This window comes from Variovorax sp. V116 (assembly GCF_041154435.1).
GTDB lineage: Bacteria > Pseudomonadota > Gammaproteobacteria > Burkholderiales > Burkholderiaceae_C > Variovorax > Variovorax paradoxus.
Genome location: NZ_AP028661.1, coordinates 3,759,611 through 3,777,879 on the forward strand (window position 1 = coordinate 3,759,611; position 18,269 = coordinate 3,777,879).

An 18,269-nucleotide genomic window follows, 5' to 3' on the forward strand; every position below is an offset into this window, starting at 1 on the left:
TCAGCTCTTGACGGCGCCTGCAGTGAGGCCGCCCACCATGTAGCGCTTGAAGGCGTAGTAGATCGCCGCGGGCGGCAATGCATAGATGAGGCCGGTGGCCATCAGCAGCTCCCACGGCGAATCGTCGGCCGAAAGGAAGTTGCCGAGCGCCACCGCCAAGGTCACGCTCCTGTCGTTCGACAGCAGCAGGAAGGCGTAGAGGTATTCGTTCCATGCCAGCAGCAGCGAATAGGTGCCCACCGCCACCAGCGACGGCACCATCAGCGGCAGGTACACCAGGCGGAACAGCTGCAGCGGCGAGGCGCCGTCCATGCGCGCGGCCTCGTCGAGCTCGTAGGGCAGCTTGTCGGAGGCCTGCTTGAGCACCCAGATGCAGTACGGCGAGGCGATGGTCACCATGGCAAGGATCAGCGCCCACTGGCTGTTGAGCAGGCCGTAGTTGCCCATGGTCTTGTACATGGGCACGGCAAGAAAGGCCGCGGGAATGAAGTAGGTGAAGAGCGCCAGGTTCATCACCGTGCGCCCGCCGCGCACGCGCAGCCGGCTGATCGCGAACGCGGCCGTGGTTGCGACGAACAGCGTGAGCGCCCCGACCGACAGTGCGATCAGCAGCGAGTTCCCCAGCTGCAGCCAGAAGTGGTCCAGGTAGAAGTGCTTCTGCTGGAACACGATGCGGAAGTTGTCCAGCGTCGGGTTCTTGGGCCACAGGTGGCCCGAGGTCGCGGAGTCCTTGGAGGAGATCGCGAACAGCACCATGTGGTAGACCGGAATCAGCGTCCAGAGCAGCACCGGAATGCCGATCAGCAGCAGCTTGGCCTCGGTCGCTATGGCCTTGGGGGTCCAGCGTTTCATATCGTCCTCCGACGAGCCGCCTCTAGGAGGGCGAGCGCCCCCCCGGGGGGCAGCGAACACACGAAGTGGTGAGCGTGGGGGCTCATTTCGAGAGCCTTTTCATCATGAAGTAGACGAGTGGCAGGACGAGCGGCAGCGCCACCACGATCGATGCCATCGACAGGTCGACCTGGTCCAGCCGCAGATAGCGGATGCCCAAGGTTGCGAGCACGTGCGTCAGGTCGGCAGGTCCGCCGCCGGTCAGCAGGTAGACGCTGTTGAAGTCGCCCAGCGTCCAGATCATCGAAAGAATGAGGGACGTGACGTAGAGCGTCTTCAGCGCGGGCCAGCTCACGAAGCGGAACTTCTGCCACGTCGAGGCGCCGTCGACCGAAGCGGCTTCATACTGTTCGGCAGGAATGGCCAGCCGCCCTGCCACCAGGATCAGCGTCCAGAACGGCAGCGACTTCCATACGTGCACCACCATCGCCAGGGCCAGTGCCAGCGAAGGATCGTTGAGCCAGTTGGGACCATCCGCGCCGGTGAGGCGGAAGATGGTGCTGTTGATCACGCCCCACTCGGGGTTGAGCATGAAGCGGACCGACAGGATGGTGGGAATGGAGGGCATCGCCCATGGCAGGATGAAGACCGCCGAGACGATCTTGATCCACCAGCGCGATGTCACGAAGAAGCCCGAAAGCACCAGGGCCACGAGCATCTTGATGTTGATCGCCACGACCAGGAAGATGGCCGTGTTGATCACCGAGCGGAAGAAGATCGGGTCTTCGACCAGCTTGACGTAACTTTGCGGATGGCGCGCGAGCCACAGCCCGTACCCCACCGGATAGAGCACGAACACCACGAACACCAGCAGGTAGGGCACGACCATGACCGCGCCCCAGAACTGCCAGCGCGCGTGCCGCGCCCCGAGATTGACAACAGGCGCCAGGGATGGCGCGGCGGTGGCAGTGGAGCTCATGCGAGTCGGCCCGGTGAAGGTGTTTTGGGGATGCGGCTTACTGCGCCGCGACCGTCTTGATGCGCGCGATCAGCTCGTCGACCGCCTTGTCCACCGGCACCTTGTCGGTGACGACGCGGCTCATGGCCTTGGCCCAGACGTTCTCGTTGTTGAGCACGGTGAACTTGTAGTTCTTGGTGAACTCGAAGGTCACGGTGCCGGCGGCGTACTGGTTGAACACCGACAGGCGATGGCGGTCGGCCTTCCAGAACGGGCTCGCCTGCGCGGCCTTGGTCACCGGGAACCAGCGGCCGAGCGAACCCTCGACGTACGGCGTGAGGTTCTCTTCCTGCATGAGGAAGGCAACGAACTCCTTGGCGCGCGCCTTGTTCTTGGCGTCCTTGAACACCACGCCGGTCTTCACCGCGGAGCGGTAGACCATCTTGCTGCCGTCAGGCTTGTTCGGAAAGCCCGCCGTGTGGATGCGCTCGGTGTAGTTCTTGCGCGCTTCCTCGCGCTGCTCGGGCGTGAGCGAGGCGTTGTTCGAATCGTCGAGCCACTTGGCGGCAATGGAGATGGTCGCGTTGTGCGTCATCACGGTCGTCTTGTTGTGGAAGGCGACGTTGTTGTCCGGGTCCTTCCAGCTGGTCGACGAGGGCGGCGTGCAGCCCTTCGTGTAGGGCGTGGTGTAGTCGGTCAAGGCGCTGATCAGGCCGGCGCGCACCTTGGGGTCGTCCACCAGCAGCTTGCCGCTGTCGTCCACCAGCTTGACGTTGTAGGCGTCCATGAAGGTCAGGAACGAATAGAAGGAGTCGCTCGAATCCACGCCCATCGGCATGCCGATGCCGAAGGTGCGCTTGCCGGTCTGCTTGCGGCTGCCGGACTGCACCTTCTCGCACCAGAACGACCAGTAGTCCTTCCAGGCGGTGGGGATGTCGGACTCCTTGAACCCGGCCTCGTTGAGCATGTCGTTCCAGTACTCGATATGCATCGTCTGCTGCTTGATCGGGAACGCGTAGTAGGCCTTCTTCTTGGTCTGGTCGTTGTAGAGGAAGGCGGTCTCGAGCGTGTTGGGCGCGAAGCGGTCCTTCATGGGCGCGAGCACGCTGCCGATGTCCTCGAGCTTGCCGTCGTAGGCCCACTTGCCCGTGACCTGGAAGTCGTACACGTCGGCATACGCCACGTCGGGCGGGCTGCCGGAGTCGAGCGCGGACACGGTCTTGGGAATCATGTCCTGGATCGGGTACTGCGACAGCTCGATCTTCACGTCCTTGTTCTTGTCCTCGAACTTCTTGATGGCCGCAAACAACGCATCGTCCTCGGCCTTGTAGAAGCCCTTGACCCACCAGACGGTGAGCTTTTCCTGCGCGGCGGCGGGACCTGCCGACGCCAACAACCCCAGCGCGAACAACGTCGGCGCTATCAGCGACTTGACGACTTTCATGGTGTCTCCTTCTTTTTCGGTGGAAATGCTCGAACACGAGCGTGGGTGAAAAAATCTGTGGCAACCTGCACCGGCTCGCGCCTGGACCCGGGCTGCCCGGCTAGTGGGCCTTGAGCCGCGGCGGTGGGCGGCTGAGCCGCGGCAGCCGGCGGCGCGACGAGCCGAGCACGTCTTCGATGTCCTGCCGCGCGCCGTCGATGAGGCGGATGACCGCCTGCTCGGCCTTGGCCGGATCGTGCGCAATCACCGCGTCGAGCACCGCGCGATGCAGCGGCAGCGAAAGCGCGGGACCGTCGGGCTTGCTGGTCGATATCTCGAAACTGGTGCGAAGCAGTGCGTTGAGCGCCTTGCTCATCTGCGCGAGCATGCGGTTGCGCGCTGCGCTCAGGAGGCCGGTATGAAAGCGCAGGTCGAAGGTGACGTAGTCGCCGCCGTTCTCCACGGCTTCCTTCATGCCGGCGTAGGCGCGCTCTATTTCCTCGATGTCCTGCGGGCTGGCGCGCTCGGCCGCGAGCCGCACGGCCGCCGGCTCGACCACGCGCCGCAGGTCCTGCAGGTCGCGCAGGAACTCGGGCGTGAGCCCGGCACGCGACTGCCAGGTGATGACGTCAGGGTCGAACCAGTTCCACTTGTCCTGCGGCAGCACCCGCGTGCCCACCTTGGGGCCCGTCACGATCAGGCCCTTGGCCGCGAGCGACTTGATGGCTTCGCGCACCACGGTGCGGCTCACGCCGAGCTCCTCGCCCAGAATGGGTTCGGCCGGGATCGACGCACCGATCGCATAGCGGCCGGCCACGACAGCTTCGCCGAGCAGCTCGAGCGTGCGACCGTGGATGTTCTTGATCATGTGCGTGATGTGAAATTTGATATGCCGACACTCGAAAACACTAAGGGTCCGGCAAGCTCTTCGCACTTATCATATGATGATTGAAATGATCGATCGGCAGGACAAACCCTGAGGTTTGGGGCCGCAAGCGGTCGCAAACGGAGACAACCCGATGAGCACTTCCCCCAAGAAAAAACCCGAAGACCTGCGCAGCCAGCAATGGTTCGGCCGCCATGACCGCGATGGCTTCATCTACCGCAGCTGGGTCAAGGGCAAGGGCGTGCCGCACGACCAGTTCGACGGGCGCCCGGTCATCGGCATCTGCAACACCTTCAGCGAGCTCACGCCCTGCAACTCGCACTTCCGCACGCTCGCCGAGCAGGTGAAGATCGGCGTCTACGAAGCGGGCGGCTTTCCGCTCGAGTTCCCGGTGATGTCGCTCGGCGAAACGCTCTTGCGCCCCACCGCCATGCTGTACCGCAACCTCGCGAGCATGGACGTGGAAGAAAGCATCCGCGGCAATCCGCTGGACGGCGTGGTGCTGCTCATGGGCTGCGACAAGACCACGCCCGCGCTCATGATGGGTGCGGCCAGCGTCGACCTGCCGACCATCGGCGTCTCCGGCGGCCCGATGCTTTCGGGCAAGTGGCGCGGCCAGGAACTGGGCTCGGGCACCGGCGTGTGGCAGATGAGCGAGCAGGTGCGCGCCGGCACGCTCAAGCTGCAGGACTTCTTCGAGGCCGAGAGCTGCATGCACCGCAGCCACGGCCACTGCATGACCATGGGCACCGCCAGCACCATGGCCAGCATGGTCGAGTCGCTGGGCATCGGCCTGCCCGGCAACGCCGCCTACCCGGCGGTGGATGGCCGGCGCAACGTGCTCGCGCGCATGGCGGGGCGGCGCATCGTCGACATGGTCCATGAAGACCTCCACATGTCGAAGATCCTCACGCGCCAGGCCATCGAGAACGCCATCAAGGTCAATGCGGCCATCGGCGGCTCCACCAACCTCGTCATCCACCTGCTGGCCATTGCGGGGCGCATCGGCGTCGATCTTTCGCTGGACGACTTCGACCGCCTGGCCTCGGACCTCCCCTGCCTGGTCGACCTGCAGCCTTCGGGCCGCTTCCTGATGGAAGACTTCTGCTATGCGGGCGGGCTGCCGGTGGTCATCAAGGAGATCGCGCAGTACCTGCACAAGGATGTGATCACGGCCAACGGCCAGACACTGTGGGACAACGTGAAGGACGCCGAGAACTACAACCCGCAGGTGATCCGCCCGCTGGCCGAGCCCTTCAAGGACAAGGCCGGCATCTGCGTGCTGCGCGGCAATCTCGCGCCCAACGGCGCCATCATCAAGCCCAGTGCCGCCACGCCCGAGCTGCTGGTGCACAAGGGCCGCGCGGTGGTGTTCGAAAGCGCCGACGACCTGCACAAGCGCATCGACGACGAGAACCTCGACATCGACGAGCACTGCGTGATGGTGCTGAAGAACTGCGGCCCGCGCGGCTATCCGGGCATGGCCGAGTCGGGCAACATGCCGCTGCCGCCGAAAGTGCTGCGCAAGGGCATCACCGACATGGTCCGCATCAGCGACGCGCGCATGAGCGGCACGGCCTATGGCACGGTGGTGCTGCACACGGCCCCCGAGGCGGCCGCGGGCGGACCGCTCGCGCTGGTGCAGGACGGCGACATCGTCGAGCTGGACGTGCCCAACCGCAAGCTGCACCTGCACGTGAGCGACGAAGAGCTCGCCAGGCGGCTCGAGAAGTGGGTCGCGCCCAAGGCGCCGCTCGATTCGGGCTACTGGAAGCTGTACGTCGACACGGTGCTGCAAGCCGACCAGGGCGCCGACCTGGCCTTCCTGCGTGGTCGCCGCGGGGCCTTCGTGCCGCGCGACAATCACTGACATGACAAGACTGGTCGCCATCGATTGGGGCACGAGTTCACTGCGCGGCGCACTGCTCGATGCCGACGGCAAGGTGCTCGAAGAGCGCAGCGATGCGCGCGGCATCCTCAAGGTGCCGCAAGGCGGGTTCCCCGCGGTCTTTGAAGCGCTGTTCGGCGACTGGATGGGCCTCGAAGGCGTGCGCTGCCTGATCTCGGGCATGGCCGGCAGCAAGCAGGGCTGGGTCGAGGCGCCGTACTGCGCCTGCCCCGCCGGCCGCGTCGAAGTGGGCCGCAGCATCATCGACATCGACGTGCGGCCGGGCTCGCGCATTGCCATCGTGCCGGGCCTTCGCGACGAGCATGACGGCGTTCCCGATGTCATGCGCGGCGAAGAGGTGCAGATCTTCGGCGCCATGTCGATCGCCGGCCTCGACGAAGGCGTCTTCGTGCTGCCGGGCACGCACAACAAGTGGGCCACGGCCAGGAAGGGCCGCGTCGCGGGCTTTCGCACCTACATGACCGGCGAGTTCTATGCGCTGCTGAGCCAGCATTCGATTCTTGCGCGCACGCTCGATGCCGATGCGCCGCTCGACGAAGCGGCCTTTCTCGACGGCGTGACGCGCTCCGAGAACGGCCACGGCCTGCTGCACAACGCCTTCGGCACGCGCACGCTGGCGCTGTTCGAGCGCATGGCCACGCCGGAACTCTCCAGCTATCTCTCGGGCCTGCTGATCGGCGAGGAACTGCGCACGCAGTCGCTGCAGGCCGCCGGCGAGGTCGTGCTGATCGGCGCCTCCGCCCTCACCCAACGCTATGCCCTGGCGCTGCGCGCCACCGGCACCGCCACGCGCACGCTCGGCGCCGAAGCCACCTGGGCCGGGCTGCATGCGCTGTCCGGCTTTCTCGACGCAGACCGGAATCCGCCATGACCACACCGCAACAAAAATTCGAAACCGCGATGCGCGCGCTGCCGCTGGTCGCCATCCTGCGCGGGCTCACGCCGACCGAGGCCGCCGACGTCGGCGATGCCATCGTCGAATCGGGCTTCCGGCTGCTCGAGGTGCCGCTCAATTCGCCCAAGCCCTACGCCAGCATCACGCTGATGCGCACGCGCTTTCCGCAGGCCCTGGTGGGCGCCGGCACGGTGCTCGACGTGCAGCAGGTGCGCTATGTGCATGCGGCCGGCGGCGAGCTGGTCGTGTCGCCCAACTTCAATGCCGAGGTGATCGCCGAGGCCGTGCGGCTCGGCATGGTCTGCCTGCCCGGCGTGCTGACGCCGACCGAAGCCTTCGGCGCGCTGGCCGCGGGCGCGACCGGGCTCAAGCTGTTTCCGGCCGAGCTCGCATCGCCCGCGGTGGTGAAGGCCCTGCTCGCGGTGCTGCCCCAGGGCACGCCGCTGATGCCCGTGGGCGGCATCACGCCCGCCAACATGGCCGATTGGCGTGCGGCCGGCGCGGCCGGCTTCGGCATCGGCTCCGCGCTCTATAAGCCGGGCAAGCAGGCTTCGGCCGTGCGCGCCGATGCGCAGAAATTCGTCGCGGCCTTCACAGGCGCGGCCGCCATCTGAAGAAAATCTTCTTTCCAACGTCCACGAGGGAGCGTCGATGTCCGCCGATTCAGATTACGCCAGCCCCGCCGTGCGCAAGCTGCGCGAAGACCTTGCGCTCGCGCTGCGCGCGGCTGCCCACCACGGCTTGTCCGAAGGGGTCTGCAACCATTTCAGCGTACTGCTGCCGGGCGCGCAGGACCGCTACCTGATCAATCCGCGCGGCCTGCACTGGAGCGAGATCGGTGCCGACGACATCGTGCTGATCGACGTGCACGGCGAAGTGCTCGCGGGGCGCCACCGCGTGGAGCCCACGGCCCTCTTCATCCATGGCGCAGTGCACCGCATCACGGGCCACGCGGTCGTGCTGCATTGCCACATGCCCTACGCCACCGCGCTCACGCTCACGGCCGAGCGCGCGCTCGATCCCACGCTGAGCCAGAACGCGATGCGCTACATGAACCGCATCGCCATCGACGCGGTCTACAACGGCCTGGCGCTCGACGATGCCGAAGGCGAGCGCATCGCGCGCGCCATGGCGGGCAAGGACATTGCCTTTCTTGCGAACCACGGCGTGATCGTGGCGGGCGCCTGCATCGCGCATGCCTACGACGACCTCTACTACCTGGAACGCGCGAGCCTGCACCAGGTGATTGCGCAATCGACCGGGCGCCCGCTGGTTCCGGTGGACGCCAAGATGGCCGCGCATGTGGCGGCGCAGATCCAGGGCGAACGCGAGCAGTCGGACCTGTTCTTCGAGGCGCTGCGGCGGCTGCTGCCCGCGCCGCGCGGCTGAGGTCCGTCCACCGGGCTGCGAAGCACCGGAGCTTCGCGCAGGATGGCACCGGCGGCCGCAAAGCGGCTTACAGCTCTTCATCCGATTTCGCTCCAGCCTTACAAAGCGTTCACATGGGGCCGCGAGGATAGGGCTTCCAACCACTCCATGGGAGTTGCCATGAAAAAGCTCACTTACGCCATCGGCGCCGCGGCCCTGCTCTCGCTGGCTGCACTCAGCGCACCGGCACAGGCCCAGACCGGCGGCCGCTTCATCCAGGCCCAGGTGTACGTGGTGCCCGCACCGCCGCCCCCGCCGCGCCACTACTACGCACCGCCGCCTCCGCGGCACTACTACGGTCCGGGCTACTACCACGGGCGCGACCGCTACGAGCACCGGCATCGCCACTGGGAAGAGCGCCGCTACGGCCGCCGGGACTACGACGGCGACGGCGTGCCCAACCGCTACGACCGCCGGCCCGAGAACCCGTACCGCTACTGATCGGCCGGGCGCATCGACCTGAAGCGGTTCAGGCCTGCGCCACGCGCTGCAGCAGGCCGCGGGTGGTGCGCGGCCAGCCCACGCGGCCGAACCAGGCACCGCCGGCAATCGCCGAGGCGATGACGATGCCGTACACCACCAGCGCCGCCCCCTGCGCCGCGAACACGCCGGCCAGTCCGGCGCCCCAGCGCAGGGCCAGCCAGCCGCCCACGCCGGCCACCGCGAGCCGCGCGATGTTGCCGAGCACCGGCCACAGCAGGCGCCCCGCGCCCTGCGAAGCGAAGTACAGCACCAGCCCCACGCCGAAGAAGCCGTAGAGCGGCCCCACCACGCGCAGGTAGTGCGCGCCGGTTTCGAGCATGGCGGCGTCGCTGCCGAACAGCAGCAGCCACGGCCGCGGGAACAGCGCCGCGGCAAGGCCGATGGTTTCGGTCAGCGCAAAGGCCAGCGCCGCGCCGGCCCAGGTGGCGCGCAGCGCGCGCTCCCGCTGCCCCGCGCCCATGCAGGTGCCGACCATCGCGACCAGCGGCGCGCCCAGCCCGAACACCAGCGGCACCAGCAGGTATTCGAGCCGCGACGCGGTGCCGTAGCCCGCCAGCGCGCCCGAGCCGAAGTGCCCGGTCAAGGCCGTGGCAATGCCGATCGAGAGGTTGGTGGCCACCGTCGATACCGCGCCCACCAGCCCGATGCGCAGGATGTCGCGGAACAGCGGCCAGCGCAGCTTCAGTGCGGCGAGCGTGGGACGCAGCAGGCTGCGCGGCGAGCGCAGGTAGACGATGAGCGCGACCGAACCCAGCAGGTAGTACAGCAGCAGCGCCATCGCGCCGCCCGCGATGCCCATGCCCGGCAGCGGACCCCAGCCGAAGATCAGGAGCGGCGATGCCGGAACGAGGAACACCACGCCCACCACCGTCACGTTCGCCGGCACCGCCATGTTGCCGGTGCCGCGGATGATGGCCGAGAGCGAATTGAAGAGCCACACCAGCACCGCGCCCGCGAACACCCAGTTCGAGTAGGTCAAGGCCGCATCGAGCGCCGCGCCGGTGCCGCCCATGAGGGTATAGAGCCAGCGCCCGCCACCCAGCAGCGCGAGCGAGAAGCACAGGCCGAAGCCGATCGCGATGGCCACCGCATGCCACACCAGGGCGTCGGCGTCGGCGCGGCGGCGCGCGCCCAGCGCACGGGCGATCGACGAGGCGATGCCACCGCCCATTGCGCCGCTCGATGTCATCTGCATCAGCATGACGATGGGAAACACCAGCGCCATGCCCGCGAGCGCATGGGTGCCCAGCTTGCCGACAAAGTAGGTTTCGATGAGTCCGACGGAGGCTTGCGCCACCATCACGAGCACGTTGGGCGCGGCCAGGCGCAGCAGCGTGGGCACGATCGGCGCCTCGAGCAGGCGGCGCGTGCGCGGGTCGAGGTCTGCGGACGTCGATGCAGTCATGGCGCCGCTCCCCTCAGGCGCGCGCCGGCGCGGCCGGCACGGCCGCAGCGGCAGCCTTTGCGGGACGGCGGATCGCCATCACGATCAGCGCGGCGACCAGGCAGGCCGCACCCGCCGCATACAGCGCCGGCGTGTAGGTGAGCAGAAGCGTGCGCGCAAAGCCCGCGCCGTAGGCCGCGGTGGCGGCGCCCAGCTGGTGCGCGGCAAAGACCCAGCCGAACACCAGGCCCACCTTCGCGGCGCCGAACTCGGCGCCCGCGAGCTTGACGGTCGGCGGCACGGTGGCGATCCAGTCCAGGCCGTAGAACATCGCGAACAGGCCAAGGCCATAGATCGTGAATTCCGAATGCGGCAGCCAGAAGAGCGACAGCCCGCGCAACCCGTAATACCAGAAGAGCAGCTTGCGGTTGTCGTAGCGGTCCGAGAGCCAGCCCGAAAGAATGGTGCCCACGAAGTCGAAGGCGCCCATCATCGCGAGCACCGAGGCCGCCGGCACCGCACCCAGGCCGTTGTCGCCGCACAGCGAGATGAAGTGCGTCTGCACCAGGCCGTTGGTGCTGAGGCCGCAGATGAAGAAGGTGGCCGCAAGGATCAGGAAGGTGCGGTTGGTCGACACTTCCTTCAGCACGCGGAAGGGCGTCGCAAAGTTCATGGCTGCGGCAGGTGCCGCCGGCGCCGCCGGCTGCGTGCCGGGCCGTTCGCCGTACGGCAGCAGGCCGAGGTCGGCGGGCCGGTTGCGCACCAGGCACAGCGCGAGCAGCGCGATCAGCACGCTGCCGATCACGATCGGCACGATGGCCGAGCGCCAGCCCCAGTGCTCGATCATCCAGGCCGCGAACGGCAGGAAGGCCAGTTGTCCCGTGGCCGAACTGGCCGTGAGCATGCCGATGACCAGCCCGCGCCGCGCAACGAACCAGCGGTTGGCCACCACCGCGCCGAGCACCAGCGCCGTCATGCCCGTGCCCAGGCCGAGCATCAGGCTCCACAGCACGAAGAGCTGCCACAGCTGCGAAGCCATGGTGACCAGCGCCATGCCCAGCCCGACCAGCGCCAGGCCGGTGCAGATCACGGCCCGCAGGCCGTAGCGCTCCATCAGCACCGCGGCAAACGGCCCCATGAGCCCGAACAGCGCAAAGCGCAGGGCCAGCGCCGAGGAGATCTGCTCGGTGCTCCAGCCGAACTCCTTGCCCAGCGGCTGCAGCATGGCGCCCGGCAGGCCCAGCGCCGCCGACATGGTCAGCATGGTGAGAAAAGTGATCGCGGCGACGATCCAGCCGTAGTGGATGCCGCGGCGCTGCAGCCATGCGGAAACGGGGGTGGCGAACATGGGACCTCTGCTGTTGGAATGGATTGGGAGGAAAAATATGTTCCGCACGCGGCCGTTGCCGCGGCTTGGTTGTTCTTTGCGGGGTGGCTTCAGTCCTGGAGGTCCGGCGAGTCGTCCGTGCCCAGCAGCTCGAGCGATTCGTCGATGAGCTGGTGCAGCGCCAGCACGCGCTCCACGCCCAGGAGCGCATTGAGCTTCTGCTGCGCGGCTTTCCAGTGCAGCTGCGCTTCGCGCCACTTGGCTTCGCCCGCCGGTGTGAGCGCCACCAGGCGGCTGCGCGCATCGGCACCCGCGCTCTGCTCGATCCAGCCCGCGGCAATCAGCGGCTGCAGGTTGCGGCTCAAGGTGGAGGCCGTCATCCGCAGATCGGCCGCAAAATCGACAGGGCGCACCGGGCCGAGCCGCTTGAGGTTCGACAGCAGCGAATACTGCGTGGTCTTGAGGCCGCTCTGCGAGACCTCCGCGTCATAGTGCTGCGAGAGGCGCCGCATCAGCTGGCGCACCTTGAAGCTGGTGCAGCCGCGGGGTTTGGTCTGGATGTCCATGGTTTATCATTGTAGGTACAACCATTGCATATGCAACTTAATCGTCCCGCAATGCCCACAGGAGAAACACAGGAATGACGCAAGCCCCCTCCCAGCTCGAGGCCTGGATCGCCGAAGAACGCCGGGTTGCCGGCCGGCTCGAAAGCGGCCCCGGCCCCGGACTCGCCCGCCCCGAGCAGATCGCCGGCAAGACCGGGCTCGAGATGATGCAGGCCATGCTGAACGGGGACATTCCCTTTGCGGCCATCGCGAAGACGCTCGACTTCACGCTGCTGTCGGTGAGTCCCGGCGTGGCCGTTTTCCAGGGCACGCCGCTGGCCCAGCACCTGAACCCGCTCGGCACCATCCACGGCGGCTGGATTGCCACCGTGCTCGATTCCGCGCTGGGCTGCTCGGTCCACACCATGATGCCGCCCGGGCGCGCCTACACCACCGCCGAACTCAGCGTGAACTACGTGAAGGGCCTCACGCCCAAGGTGCAGCGGGTGCGCGCCGAAGGCAAGGTGATCCATTGCGGCCGGCAGCTCGCCACCGCCGAGGCGCGGCTCGTGGGGCCCGACGGCACGCTCTACGCACACGCCACCACCACCTGCCTGGTGTTCGAGATTCCCTCACCACGCTGAGCGACCGGCCTGCCGCCCATGCCGTCCTCCATTCCCCACGACCCCGCGCTCGCGCCAGCCTTCGAGGCCCTGCTCGCCGAGCGCTACAGCTGCCGCGGCTACCTGGCCGAACCGGTCGCACGCGAGACCATCGATGCCATCCTGCAGCTGGCGCAGCGCACCGCCTCCTGGTGCAACTCGCAGCCCTGGCAGGTGATCGTGGCCAGTGCCGCGGCCACCGAACGGCTGCGCCAGGCCTTCGATTCGGACGAAGCCGCGGCCGATGCCGCATTCGACATTGCACCGCCCGCGGAATATCGCGGCGTGTACCGTGAGCGCCGCCGCGAATGCGGCTTCCAGCTGTATGAAAGCGTGGGCGTGGCGCGCGGCGACCGCGAGGCCTCGCAACGGCAGGCGCAGGAGAACTTCAGGTTCTTTGGCGCCCCGCATGTGGCGCTCGTCACCACCGAGGCGCTGCTCGGCACCTATGGCGCGCTCGACTGCGGCGCCTATGTCAACAACTTCATGCTGGCGGCGCGCAGCCTGGGCGTGGCCAGCATCGCGCAGGCGGCCGTGGCCTCGCGCTCGAAGTTCCTGCATCGCTGGTTCGACATCCCGGACGATCGCCAGGTGGTCTGCGGCATCGCCTTCGGCTACGAGGACCCCTCGCACCCGGCCAACCGGTTCCGCACGTCGCGGGCGCCGCTGGCCCAGGTTTGCCAATGGGTGGATTAGCAATGTAAGTGCAAGGAGGTAAAAAACCGCCCCAAGGGCAGTGATAATGATTCTCATCGTCACCCTCGCGGTGGCGATGACTTTCCACAACATGTCTCTGCACCTGGAGGATCCTTCATGACCGACCGCCCCGGCGTCCAAGGCCGCGCCGCCCGCGCACTGATCGGCGTCACCGCCGCCTGGCTGGCTGCCGCCGTTGCCCTGCCCGCGCACGCTGCCAGCGATGAGCTCACGCTCTACACCACGCGCGAAGCCGCGCTGATCCAGCCCCTGATCTCGGCCTTCAGCGCGCAGAGCAAGATCAAGGTGAACACGGTGTTCGTGAAGGACGGCCTGCTCGAACGCGTCAAGGCCGAAGGCGCGCGCTCGCCGGCCGACGTGCTGATGACGGTGGACATCGGCAACCTGATGGACCTGGTCGATGGCGGCGTGACGCAGCCGGTGAAATCGGCCGCGCTCGAATCGGCCGTGCCCGCCAACCTGCGCGGCGCCGACGGCCAGTGGTTCGCGCTCTCGCTGCGCGCGCGCGTGCTCTACGCCGACAGGGACCAGCCGATCACCAGCTTCCGCTACGAAGACCTGGCCAACCCCAAATGGAAGGGCAAGGTCTGCATCCGCGCGGGCCAGCACCCCTACAACACGGCGCTGATCGCGGCCATGATCGCGCACGACGGCGAGGCCAAGACCGAGCAGTGGCTGCGCGGCGTCAAGGCCAACCTGGCCCGCAAGGCCACCGGCGGCGACCGCGACGTGGCGCGCGACATCCTGGGCGGCATCTGCGATATCGGCCTTGCCAACTCCTACTACGTCGGCCAGATGAAGAGCGCTGCGGCCGGCACCGACGCGCGCAAGTGGGGCGACGCCATCAAGGTGGTCCGCCCGACCTTTGCCGGCGCCAAGGGCGGCGGCACGCACGTCAACATCAGCGGCGCGGCCGTGGCCAAGAACGCGCCGCAGCGCGCCAATGCGGTCAAGCTGCTCGAGTTCCTGGTGTCGGAGCCGGCGCAGGCGCTCTACGCACAGGCCAACTACGAATATCCGGTGCGCAAGGGCGTGGCGCTCGATCCGATCATCGGAGAAACCATCGGCGAGCTGAAGGCCGACCCGCTGCCGGTGGCCGAAATTGCCAAGTACCGCAAGCAGGCCAGCGCGCTGGTCGACAAGGTCGGCTTCGATCAGTGATGGAAATGGCAGGGCACGCCTTGCCGATGCCCGGATGTTGATCGCGAAGCGCCACCCGCTGGTGCTGCAGGCGGCGGGCCCGGTCTGGCGCTTCGCCTCGATGGCCATCGCCATCGGCGTGCTCGCGCCGGTGCTCATGCTCGCCTGGCTCGCCTTCAGCTCGGGCGTCGCGCACTGGGGGCCGCTGTTCGCGCACGTGCTGCCGCAGGCCGCGCTCAACACGGCCCTGCTGCTCATGGGCGTGGGCGCGCTGGTGCTGCTGATCGGCACCGGCTGCGCATGGCTCGTGACGGCCTGCGACTTTCCGGGGCGCGGCGTGCTGAACTGGGCGCTGCTGCTGCCGCTCGCAATGCCGACCTACATCGTCGCCTTTGCCTACCTGGACCTGCTGCATCCGATCGGCCCGGTGCAGGGCGCGATCCGCTGGGCACTGGGCTTCGACAGCCCGCGCCAGTTCCGCCTGCCGGACCTGCGCTCGATGCCGGGTGCGATCTTCGTGCTCGGCTTCGTGCTCTACCCCTACGTCTACATGACGGCGCGTGCCATGTTCATGACGCAGCCCGCGCACCTGATGGAAGCGGCGCGCACGCTGGGCGAAAGCCGGCGCGGCGCCTTCTTTCGCGTGGCGCTGCCGCTGGCGCGGCCGGCGCTCGCAGTGGGCCTGAGCCTGGCGCTGCTCGAAACGCTCAACGACATCGGCGCCTCCGAATTCCTGGGCGTGAACACGCTCACGGTGGCGGTCTACACCACCTGGATCACGCGCTCCGACCTGGCCGGTGCGGCGCAGATCGCCTGCGCCATGCTGTTCGTGGTGGTCGCGCTGGTCTGGCTCGAACGCAACGGGCGCCGGCACCAGCGCTTCGGCTCGGCGCAGCGCATGCGCGCCATGCAGCCGCGGCGCCTGCACGGCGGCGCCGCCTGGCTCGCCACCGCCACCGCGTCGCTGCCGGTGCTGATCGGCTTCGTGGCGCCCGCGCTCTACCTGGTCTGGGAAAGCGCCAAGCGGCTGCGCCAGGGCGGCGGCGTGTCGCAAGGGCTGCTCGCCAGCCTCGGCAACACGGTCACGCTGGCCGCCGGCGTCACGGTGGCAGCGGTGGCCGCGGGGCTGGTGGTGGCCTGGGCCACGCGCAGCCAGGGATCGCGCCCGAACCGCGCGCGCTGGCAGGCGCGCGCGGCCACGCTGGGCTATGCGCTGCCCGGCACCGTGCTCGCCATCGGCCTGCTCACGCCGGCGCTTGCGTTCGACGCCGCGCTGGCCGGCATGCTCGGCCTGCAGGGCCTGCCGCTCATGGGCGCGGGCATCGTGCTGGTGGTGGCCTGCGCGATCCGCTTCCTTGCCATGCCGGTCGGCGGCATCGAGGCCGGGCTCGCCCGCATTCCGCCCGCCATCGAGCAGGCTTCGCGGCTGCTCGGCGAAACCAGCGGCGGCACGCTCCGGCGCGTGCACCTGCCGCTGCTGCAGCCCGCGATTGCCACGGGCGCGCTGCTGGTCTTCGTCGATGCCATGAAGGAACTGCCGGCCACGCTGCTGCTGCGGCCGGCCAATTTCGACACGCTGGCCACCTGGCTCTATGCCGAGGCCGCCCGCGGCACGTATGAAGAAGGCGCGATTGCCGCGCTCGCCATCGTGGCGGCCGGCCTGCTGCCGGTGGTGCTGCTGGCGCGCAACCAACTGGGCACGCCAGCCGCAGAGACACAATGAGTTCCCCTCTTTCCATCGAATCGATCCAGCTCGCCTACGAAACGCCGCGCGGCCTGCATGCCGTGGTCAACGACTTCTCGCTTTCGCTGCGCGCCGGCGAGATCGCCTGCCTGTTCGGCCCCTCGGGCTGCGGCAAGACCACGGTGCTGCGGGCGATCGCGGGCTTCGAGCCGCTGCGCGCGGGCGCCATCCGGCTCGGCGACGTGCTGCTCTCCTCCACCCAGGTGCACCTGCCGCCCGAGCAGCGGCGCGTGGGCATGATGTTCCAGGAGTACGCGCTGTTTCCCCATCTCTCGGCCAGCCGGAACGTGGCCTTCGGCCTGCGCCGCTCGAGCCGTGCGCAGCAGCAGGCCCGCGTGGCCGAGATGCTGGCGCTGGTGGGCCTGGCCGATGCCGGAGAGCGCTTTCCGCATGAACTGTCGGGCGGGCAGCAGCAACGCATTGCGCTCGCCCGCGCACTGGCGCCTTCGCCCGAACTGCTGCTGCTCGACGAGCCGTTCTCCAACCTCGACGGCGGCACGCGCGAGCGCCTCACGGCCGAGGTGCGCGGCATCCTCCGGCGCGCCGGGCAGACCGCGATCCTGGTCACCCACAACGAGGCCGAGGCCCATGCCATGGCCGACCGCATCGGCGTGATGCACGGCGGCCGCATCACGCACTGGCTGGACACCACTGCCAAATAGCACAGGGCGCCCGTTCGGCGAATGGGCTTTTCGGGAAAAGGTTGTTCGGGGCCGCAAGAATTGCCGCGGTCCCAACTGCAACTTTTCCGGAGCGCCCACGCCATGTCCAACAAGCCCCTCACCCTCGTCAGCCACCTGCTGTGCCCCTATGTGCAGCGCGCCGCCATCGCACTGGCCGAAAAGAACGTGCCCTTCGAGCGCGTGGTGATCGACCTGGCGAACAAGCCGGACTGGTTCATTGCCATCTCGCCCCTGGGCAAGGTGCCGCTGCTGCGGCTTCAGCGGCCCGGCGGCAGCGAAGCAGTGCTGTTCGAGAGCAATGTGATCTGCGAGTACCTCGAAGAAACCCAGCCCGGCCCGCGCCTGCATCCCGAAGATCCGCTCACCCGCGCCGAGCATCGCGCGTGGATGGAGTTCGGCTCGGCCATCCTGGGCGACCTGTGGGGCTACGAGACCACGCGCGACGCCGAAGTGTTCGAGCAGAAGCGCCTGGCCCTTGCCGCCAAGTTCGAGCGCGTCGAAGCCGCGCTGGGCGCCGGCCCCTACTTTGCAGGCAAGAACTTCAGCCTGGTCGACGCGGTGTTCGCGCCGATCTTTCGCTACTTCGAGGTGTTCGATGAGATCAGCAACTCGCACATCTTCGATGCCCTGCCCAAGGTGAATGCGTGGCGCAAGGCACTGGCGGCGCGGCCGAGCGTGCAGAGCGCGGTGGTGCCGGAGTATCCGCAGCACCTGCGCGAATTCCTGCGCAAGCACGAGGCGCACTTGCTCGCGCTCGCCTAGCGCCGACAATGGAATTCTTCCCCCCGCAACAACAGAGATCCCACGAGATGCGACTCCTCCACACCATGCTGCGCGTCGGCAACCTCCAGCGTTCGATCGATTTCTATACCCAGGTGCTTGGCATGAGCCTGCTGCGCACCTCGGAGAACCCGGAGTACAAATACAGCCTCGCCTTCGTCGGCTACGGCGGCGGCAACCCCGGGCAGGCCGAGATCGAGCTCACCTACAACTGGGGCACCGAAAGCTACGAACTCGGCACGGCCTACGGCCACATCGCGCTCGGCGTGCCCGACGCCTACGCGGCCTGCGAAAAGATCAAGGCCGCCGGCGGCAACGTCACGCGCGAAGCCGGGCCCGTGAAGGGCGGCACCACGGTGATCGCCTTCGTGACCGATCCCGACGGCTACAAGATCGAGCTCATCCAGGACAAGGCAAAGGCTTCCGGCGACGGCAGCCCCGCCGGTTCCGACGCCCTGCGCGCGTCCTAGCCGG

19 protein-coding genes are annotated in these 18,269 nt (G+C 67.9%); 12 read left to right on the plus strand and 7 right to left on the minus strand.

The annotated features are described in order from the left end of the window. The 4 genes from ACAM58_RS17900 to ACAM58_RS17915 all read right to left on the minus strand — a co-directional run bounded on the left by ACAM58_RS17900 (position 1) and on the right by ACAM58_RS17915 (position 4,080). Positions 1-852 carry a carbohydrate ABC transporter permease gene (locus ACAM58_RS17900; RefSeq protein WP_015866463.1) on the minus strand — a complete coding sequence of 284 codons (852 nt, stop codon included), beginning with the start codon at positions 850-852 and terminating at the stop codon, positions 1-3. A gap of 82 nt (positions 853-934) precedes the next feature. Further along, the gene (locus ACAM58_RS17905) at positions 935-1,810 is read right to left on the minus strand and encodes a carbohydrate ABC transporter permease (RefSeq protein WP_018905526.1); all 876 of its coding nucleotides are present in this window, start codon (positions 1,808-1,810) and stop codon (positions 935-937) included. Between the two features lie 37 nt (positions 1,811-1,847). Next, the gene (locus ACAM58_RS17910; protein ID WP_018905525.1) at positions 1,848-3,233 is read right to left on the minus strand and encodes an ABC transporter substrate-binding protein; all 1,386 of its coding nucleotides are present in this window, start codon (positions 3,231-3,233) and stop codon (positions 1,848-1,850) included. Positions 3,234-3,333: 100 nt separating this feature from the next. Next, positions 3,334-4,080, minus strand: coding sequence for a FadR/GntR family transcriptional regulator (locus tag ACAM58_RS17915; protein WP_015866466.1), 747 nt, complete (start codon positions 4,078-4,080; stop codon positions 3,334-3,336). 151 nt (positions 4,081-4,231) lie between these two features. Here ACAM58_RS17915 and ACAM58_RS17920 point away from each other — a divergent pair, with 151 nt between their 5' ends. The 5 genes from ACAM58_RS17920 (at position 4,232) to ACAM58_RS17940 (ending at position 8,771) form a co-directional block, all read left to right on the plus strand. Then, the gene (locus tag ACAM58_RS17920) at positions 4,232-5,968 is read left to right on the plus strand and encodes an IlvD/Edd family dehydratase (RefSeq protein ID WP_015866467.1); all 1,737 of its coding nucleotides are present in this window, start codon (positions 4,232-4,234) and stop codon (positions 5,966-5,968) included. A 1-nt stretch (position 5,969) separates the two neighbouring features. Further along, entirely contained in the window at positions 5,970-6,878 is a 909-nt protein-coding gene (locus ACAM58_RS17925) for a 2-dehydro-3-deoxygalactonokinase (protein ID WP_369663175.1), read from the plus strand. Continuing rightward, positions 6,875-7,516 (plus strand): 2-dehydro-3-deoxy-6-phosphogalactonate aldolase, encoded by a 642-nt coding sequence (locus ACAM58_RS17930; protein ID WP_369663176.1) that lies wholly within the window; start codon positions 6,875-6,877, stop codon positions 7,514-7,516. The genes ACAM58_RS17925 and ACAM58_RS17930 overlap by 4 nt, the downstream gene beginning before the upstream one ends. A gap of 37 nt (positions 7,517-7,553) precedes the next feature. Continuing rightward, positions 7,554-8,291 carry an aldolase gene (locus ACAM58_RS17935; RefSeq protein ID WP_018905521.1) on the plus strand — a complete coding sequence of 246 codons (738 nt, stop codon included), beginning with the start codon at positions 7,554-7,556 and terminating at the stop codon, positions 8,289-8,291. Between the two features lie 159 nt (positions 8,292-8,450). After that, positions 8,451-8,771, plus strand: a complete 321-nt coding sequence (locus ACAM58_RS17940; protein ID WP_062366209.1) for a hypothetical protein — start codon at positions 8,451-8,453, stop codon at positions 8,769-8,771. A gap of 28 nt (positions 8,772-8,799) precedes the next feature. On the opposite strand, the gene ACAM58_RS17945 is transcribed toward ACAM58_RS17940, so the two are convergent. The 3 genes from ACAM58_RS17945 to ACAM58_RS17955 form a co-directional block, all read right to left on the minus strand. Continuing rightward, positions 8,800-10,218: an MATE family efflux transporter gene (locus tag ACAM58_RS17945; RefSeq protein ID WP_369663177.1), complete on the minus strand. Its 1,419-nt coding sequence runs from the start codon at positions 10,216-10,218 to the stop codon at positions 8,800-8,802. Between the two features lie 13 nt (positions 10,219-10,231). Beyond that, complete coding sequence (locus tag ACAM58_RS17950; RefSeq protein WP_015866473.1) at positions 10,232-11,545, minus strand: MFS transporter; 1,314 nt, start codon at positions 11,543-11,545, stop codon at positions 10,232-10,234. A gap of 89 nt (positions 11,546-11,634) precedes the next feature. Continuing rightward, positions 11,635-12,090 carry a MarR family winged helix-turn-helix transcriptional regulator gene (locus tag ACAM58_RS17955; protein ID WP_062366205.1) on the minus strand — a complete coding sequence of 152 codons (456 nt, stop codon included), beginning with the start codon at positions 12,088-12,090 and terminating at the stop codon, positions 11,635-11,637. Positions 12,091-12,164: 74 nt separating this feature from the next. Here ACAM58_RS17955 and ACAM58_RS17960 point away from each other — a divergent pair, with 74 nt between their 5' ends. From ACAM58_RS17960 to gloA, 7 genes are all read left to right on the plus strand, one after another. Then, complete coding sequence (locus ACAM58_RS17960; protein ID WP_015866475.1) at positions 12,165-12,713, plus strand: PaaI family thioesterase; 549 nt, start codon at positions 12,165-12,167, stop codon at positions 12,711-12,713. An 18-nt stretch (positions 12,714-12,731) separates the two neighbouring features. Then, positions 12,732-13,427 carry a nitroreductase gene (locus ACAM58_RS17965; RefSeq protein WP_369663178.1) on the plus strand — a complete coding sequence of 232 codons (696 nt, stop codon included), beginning with the start codon at positions 12,732-12,734 and terminating at the stop codon, positions 13,425-13,427. Between the two features lie 117 nt (positions 13,428-13,544). Further along, complete coding sequence (locus ACAM58_RS17970; RefSeq protein ID WP_369663179.1) at positions 13,545-14,609, plus strand: Fe(3+) ABC transporter substrate-binding protein; 1,065 nt, start codon at positions 13,545-13,547, stop codon at positions 14,607-14,609. Between the two features lie 100 nt (positions 14,610-14,709). Next, positions 14,710-16,311 (plus strand): ABC transporter permease, encoded by a 1,602-nt coding sequence (locus ACAM58_RS17975; protein ID WP_369664498.1) that lies wholly within the window; start codon positions 14,710-14,712, stop codon positions 16,309-16,311. Further along, positions 16,308-16,994: an ABC transporter ATP-binding protein gene (locus tag ACAM58_RS17980; protein WP_015866479.1), complete on the plus strand. Its 687-nt coding sequence runs from the start codon at positions 16,308-16,310 to the stop codon at positions 16,992-16,994. Before ACAM58_RS17975 ends, ACAM58_RS17980 begins: the two co-directional genes overlap by 4 nt. A gap of 102 nt (positions 16,995-17,096) precedes the next feature. Continuing rightward, complete coding sequence (locus ACAM58_RS17985; RefSeq protein WP_369663180.1) at positions 17,097-17,777, plus strand: glutathione S-transferase family protein; 681 nt, start codon at positions 17,097-17,099, stop codon at positions 17,775-17,777. A gap of 47 nt (positions 17,778-17,824) precedes the next feature. Further along, positions 17,825-18,265, plus strand: coding sequence for a lactoylglutathione lyase (gene gloA / locus ACAM58_RS17990; RefSeq protein ID WP_015866481.1), 441 nt, complete (start codon positions 17,825-17,827; stop codon positions 18,263-18,265). Positions 18,266-18,269: the final 4 nt, after the last annotated feature.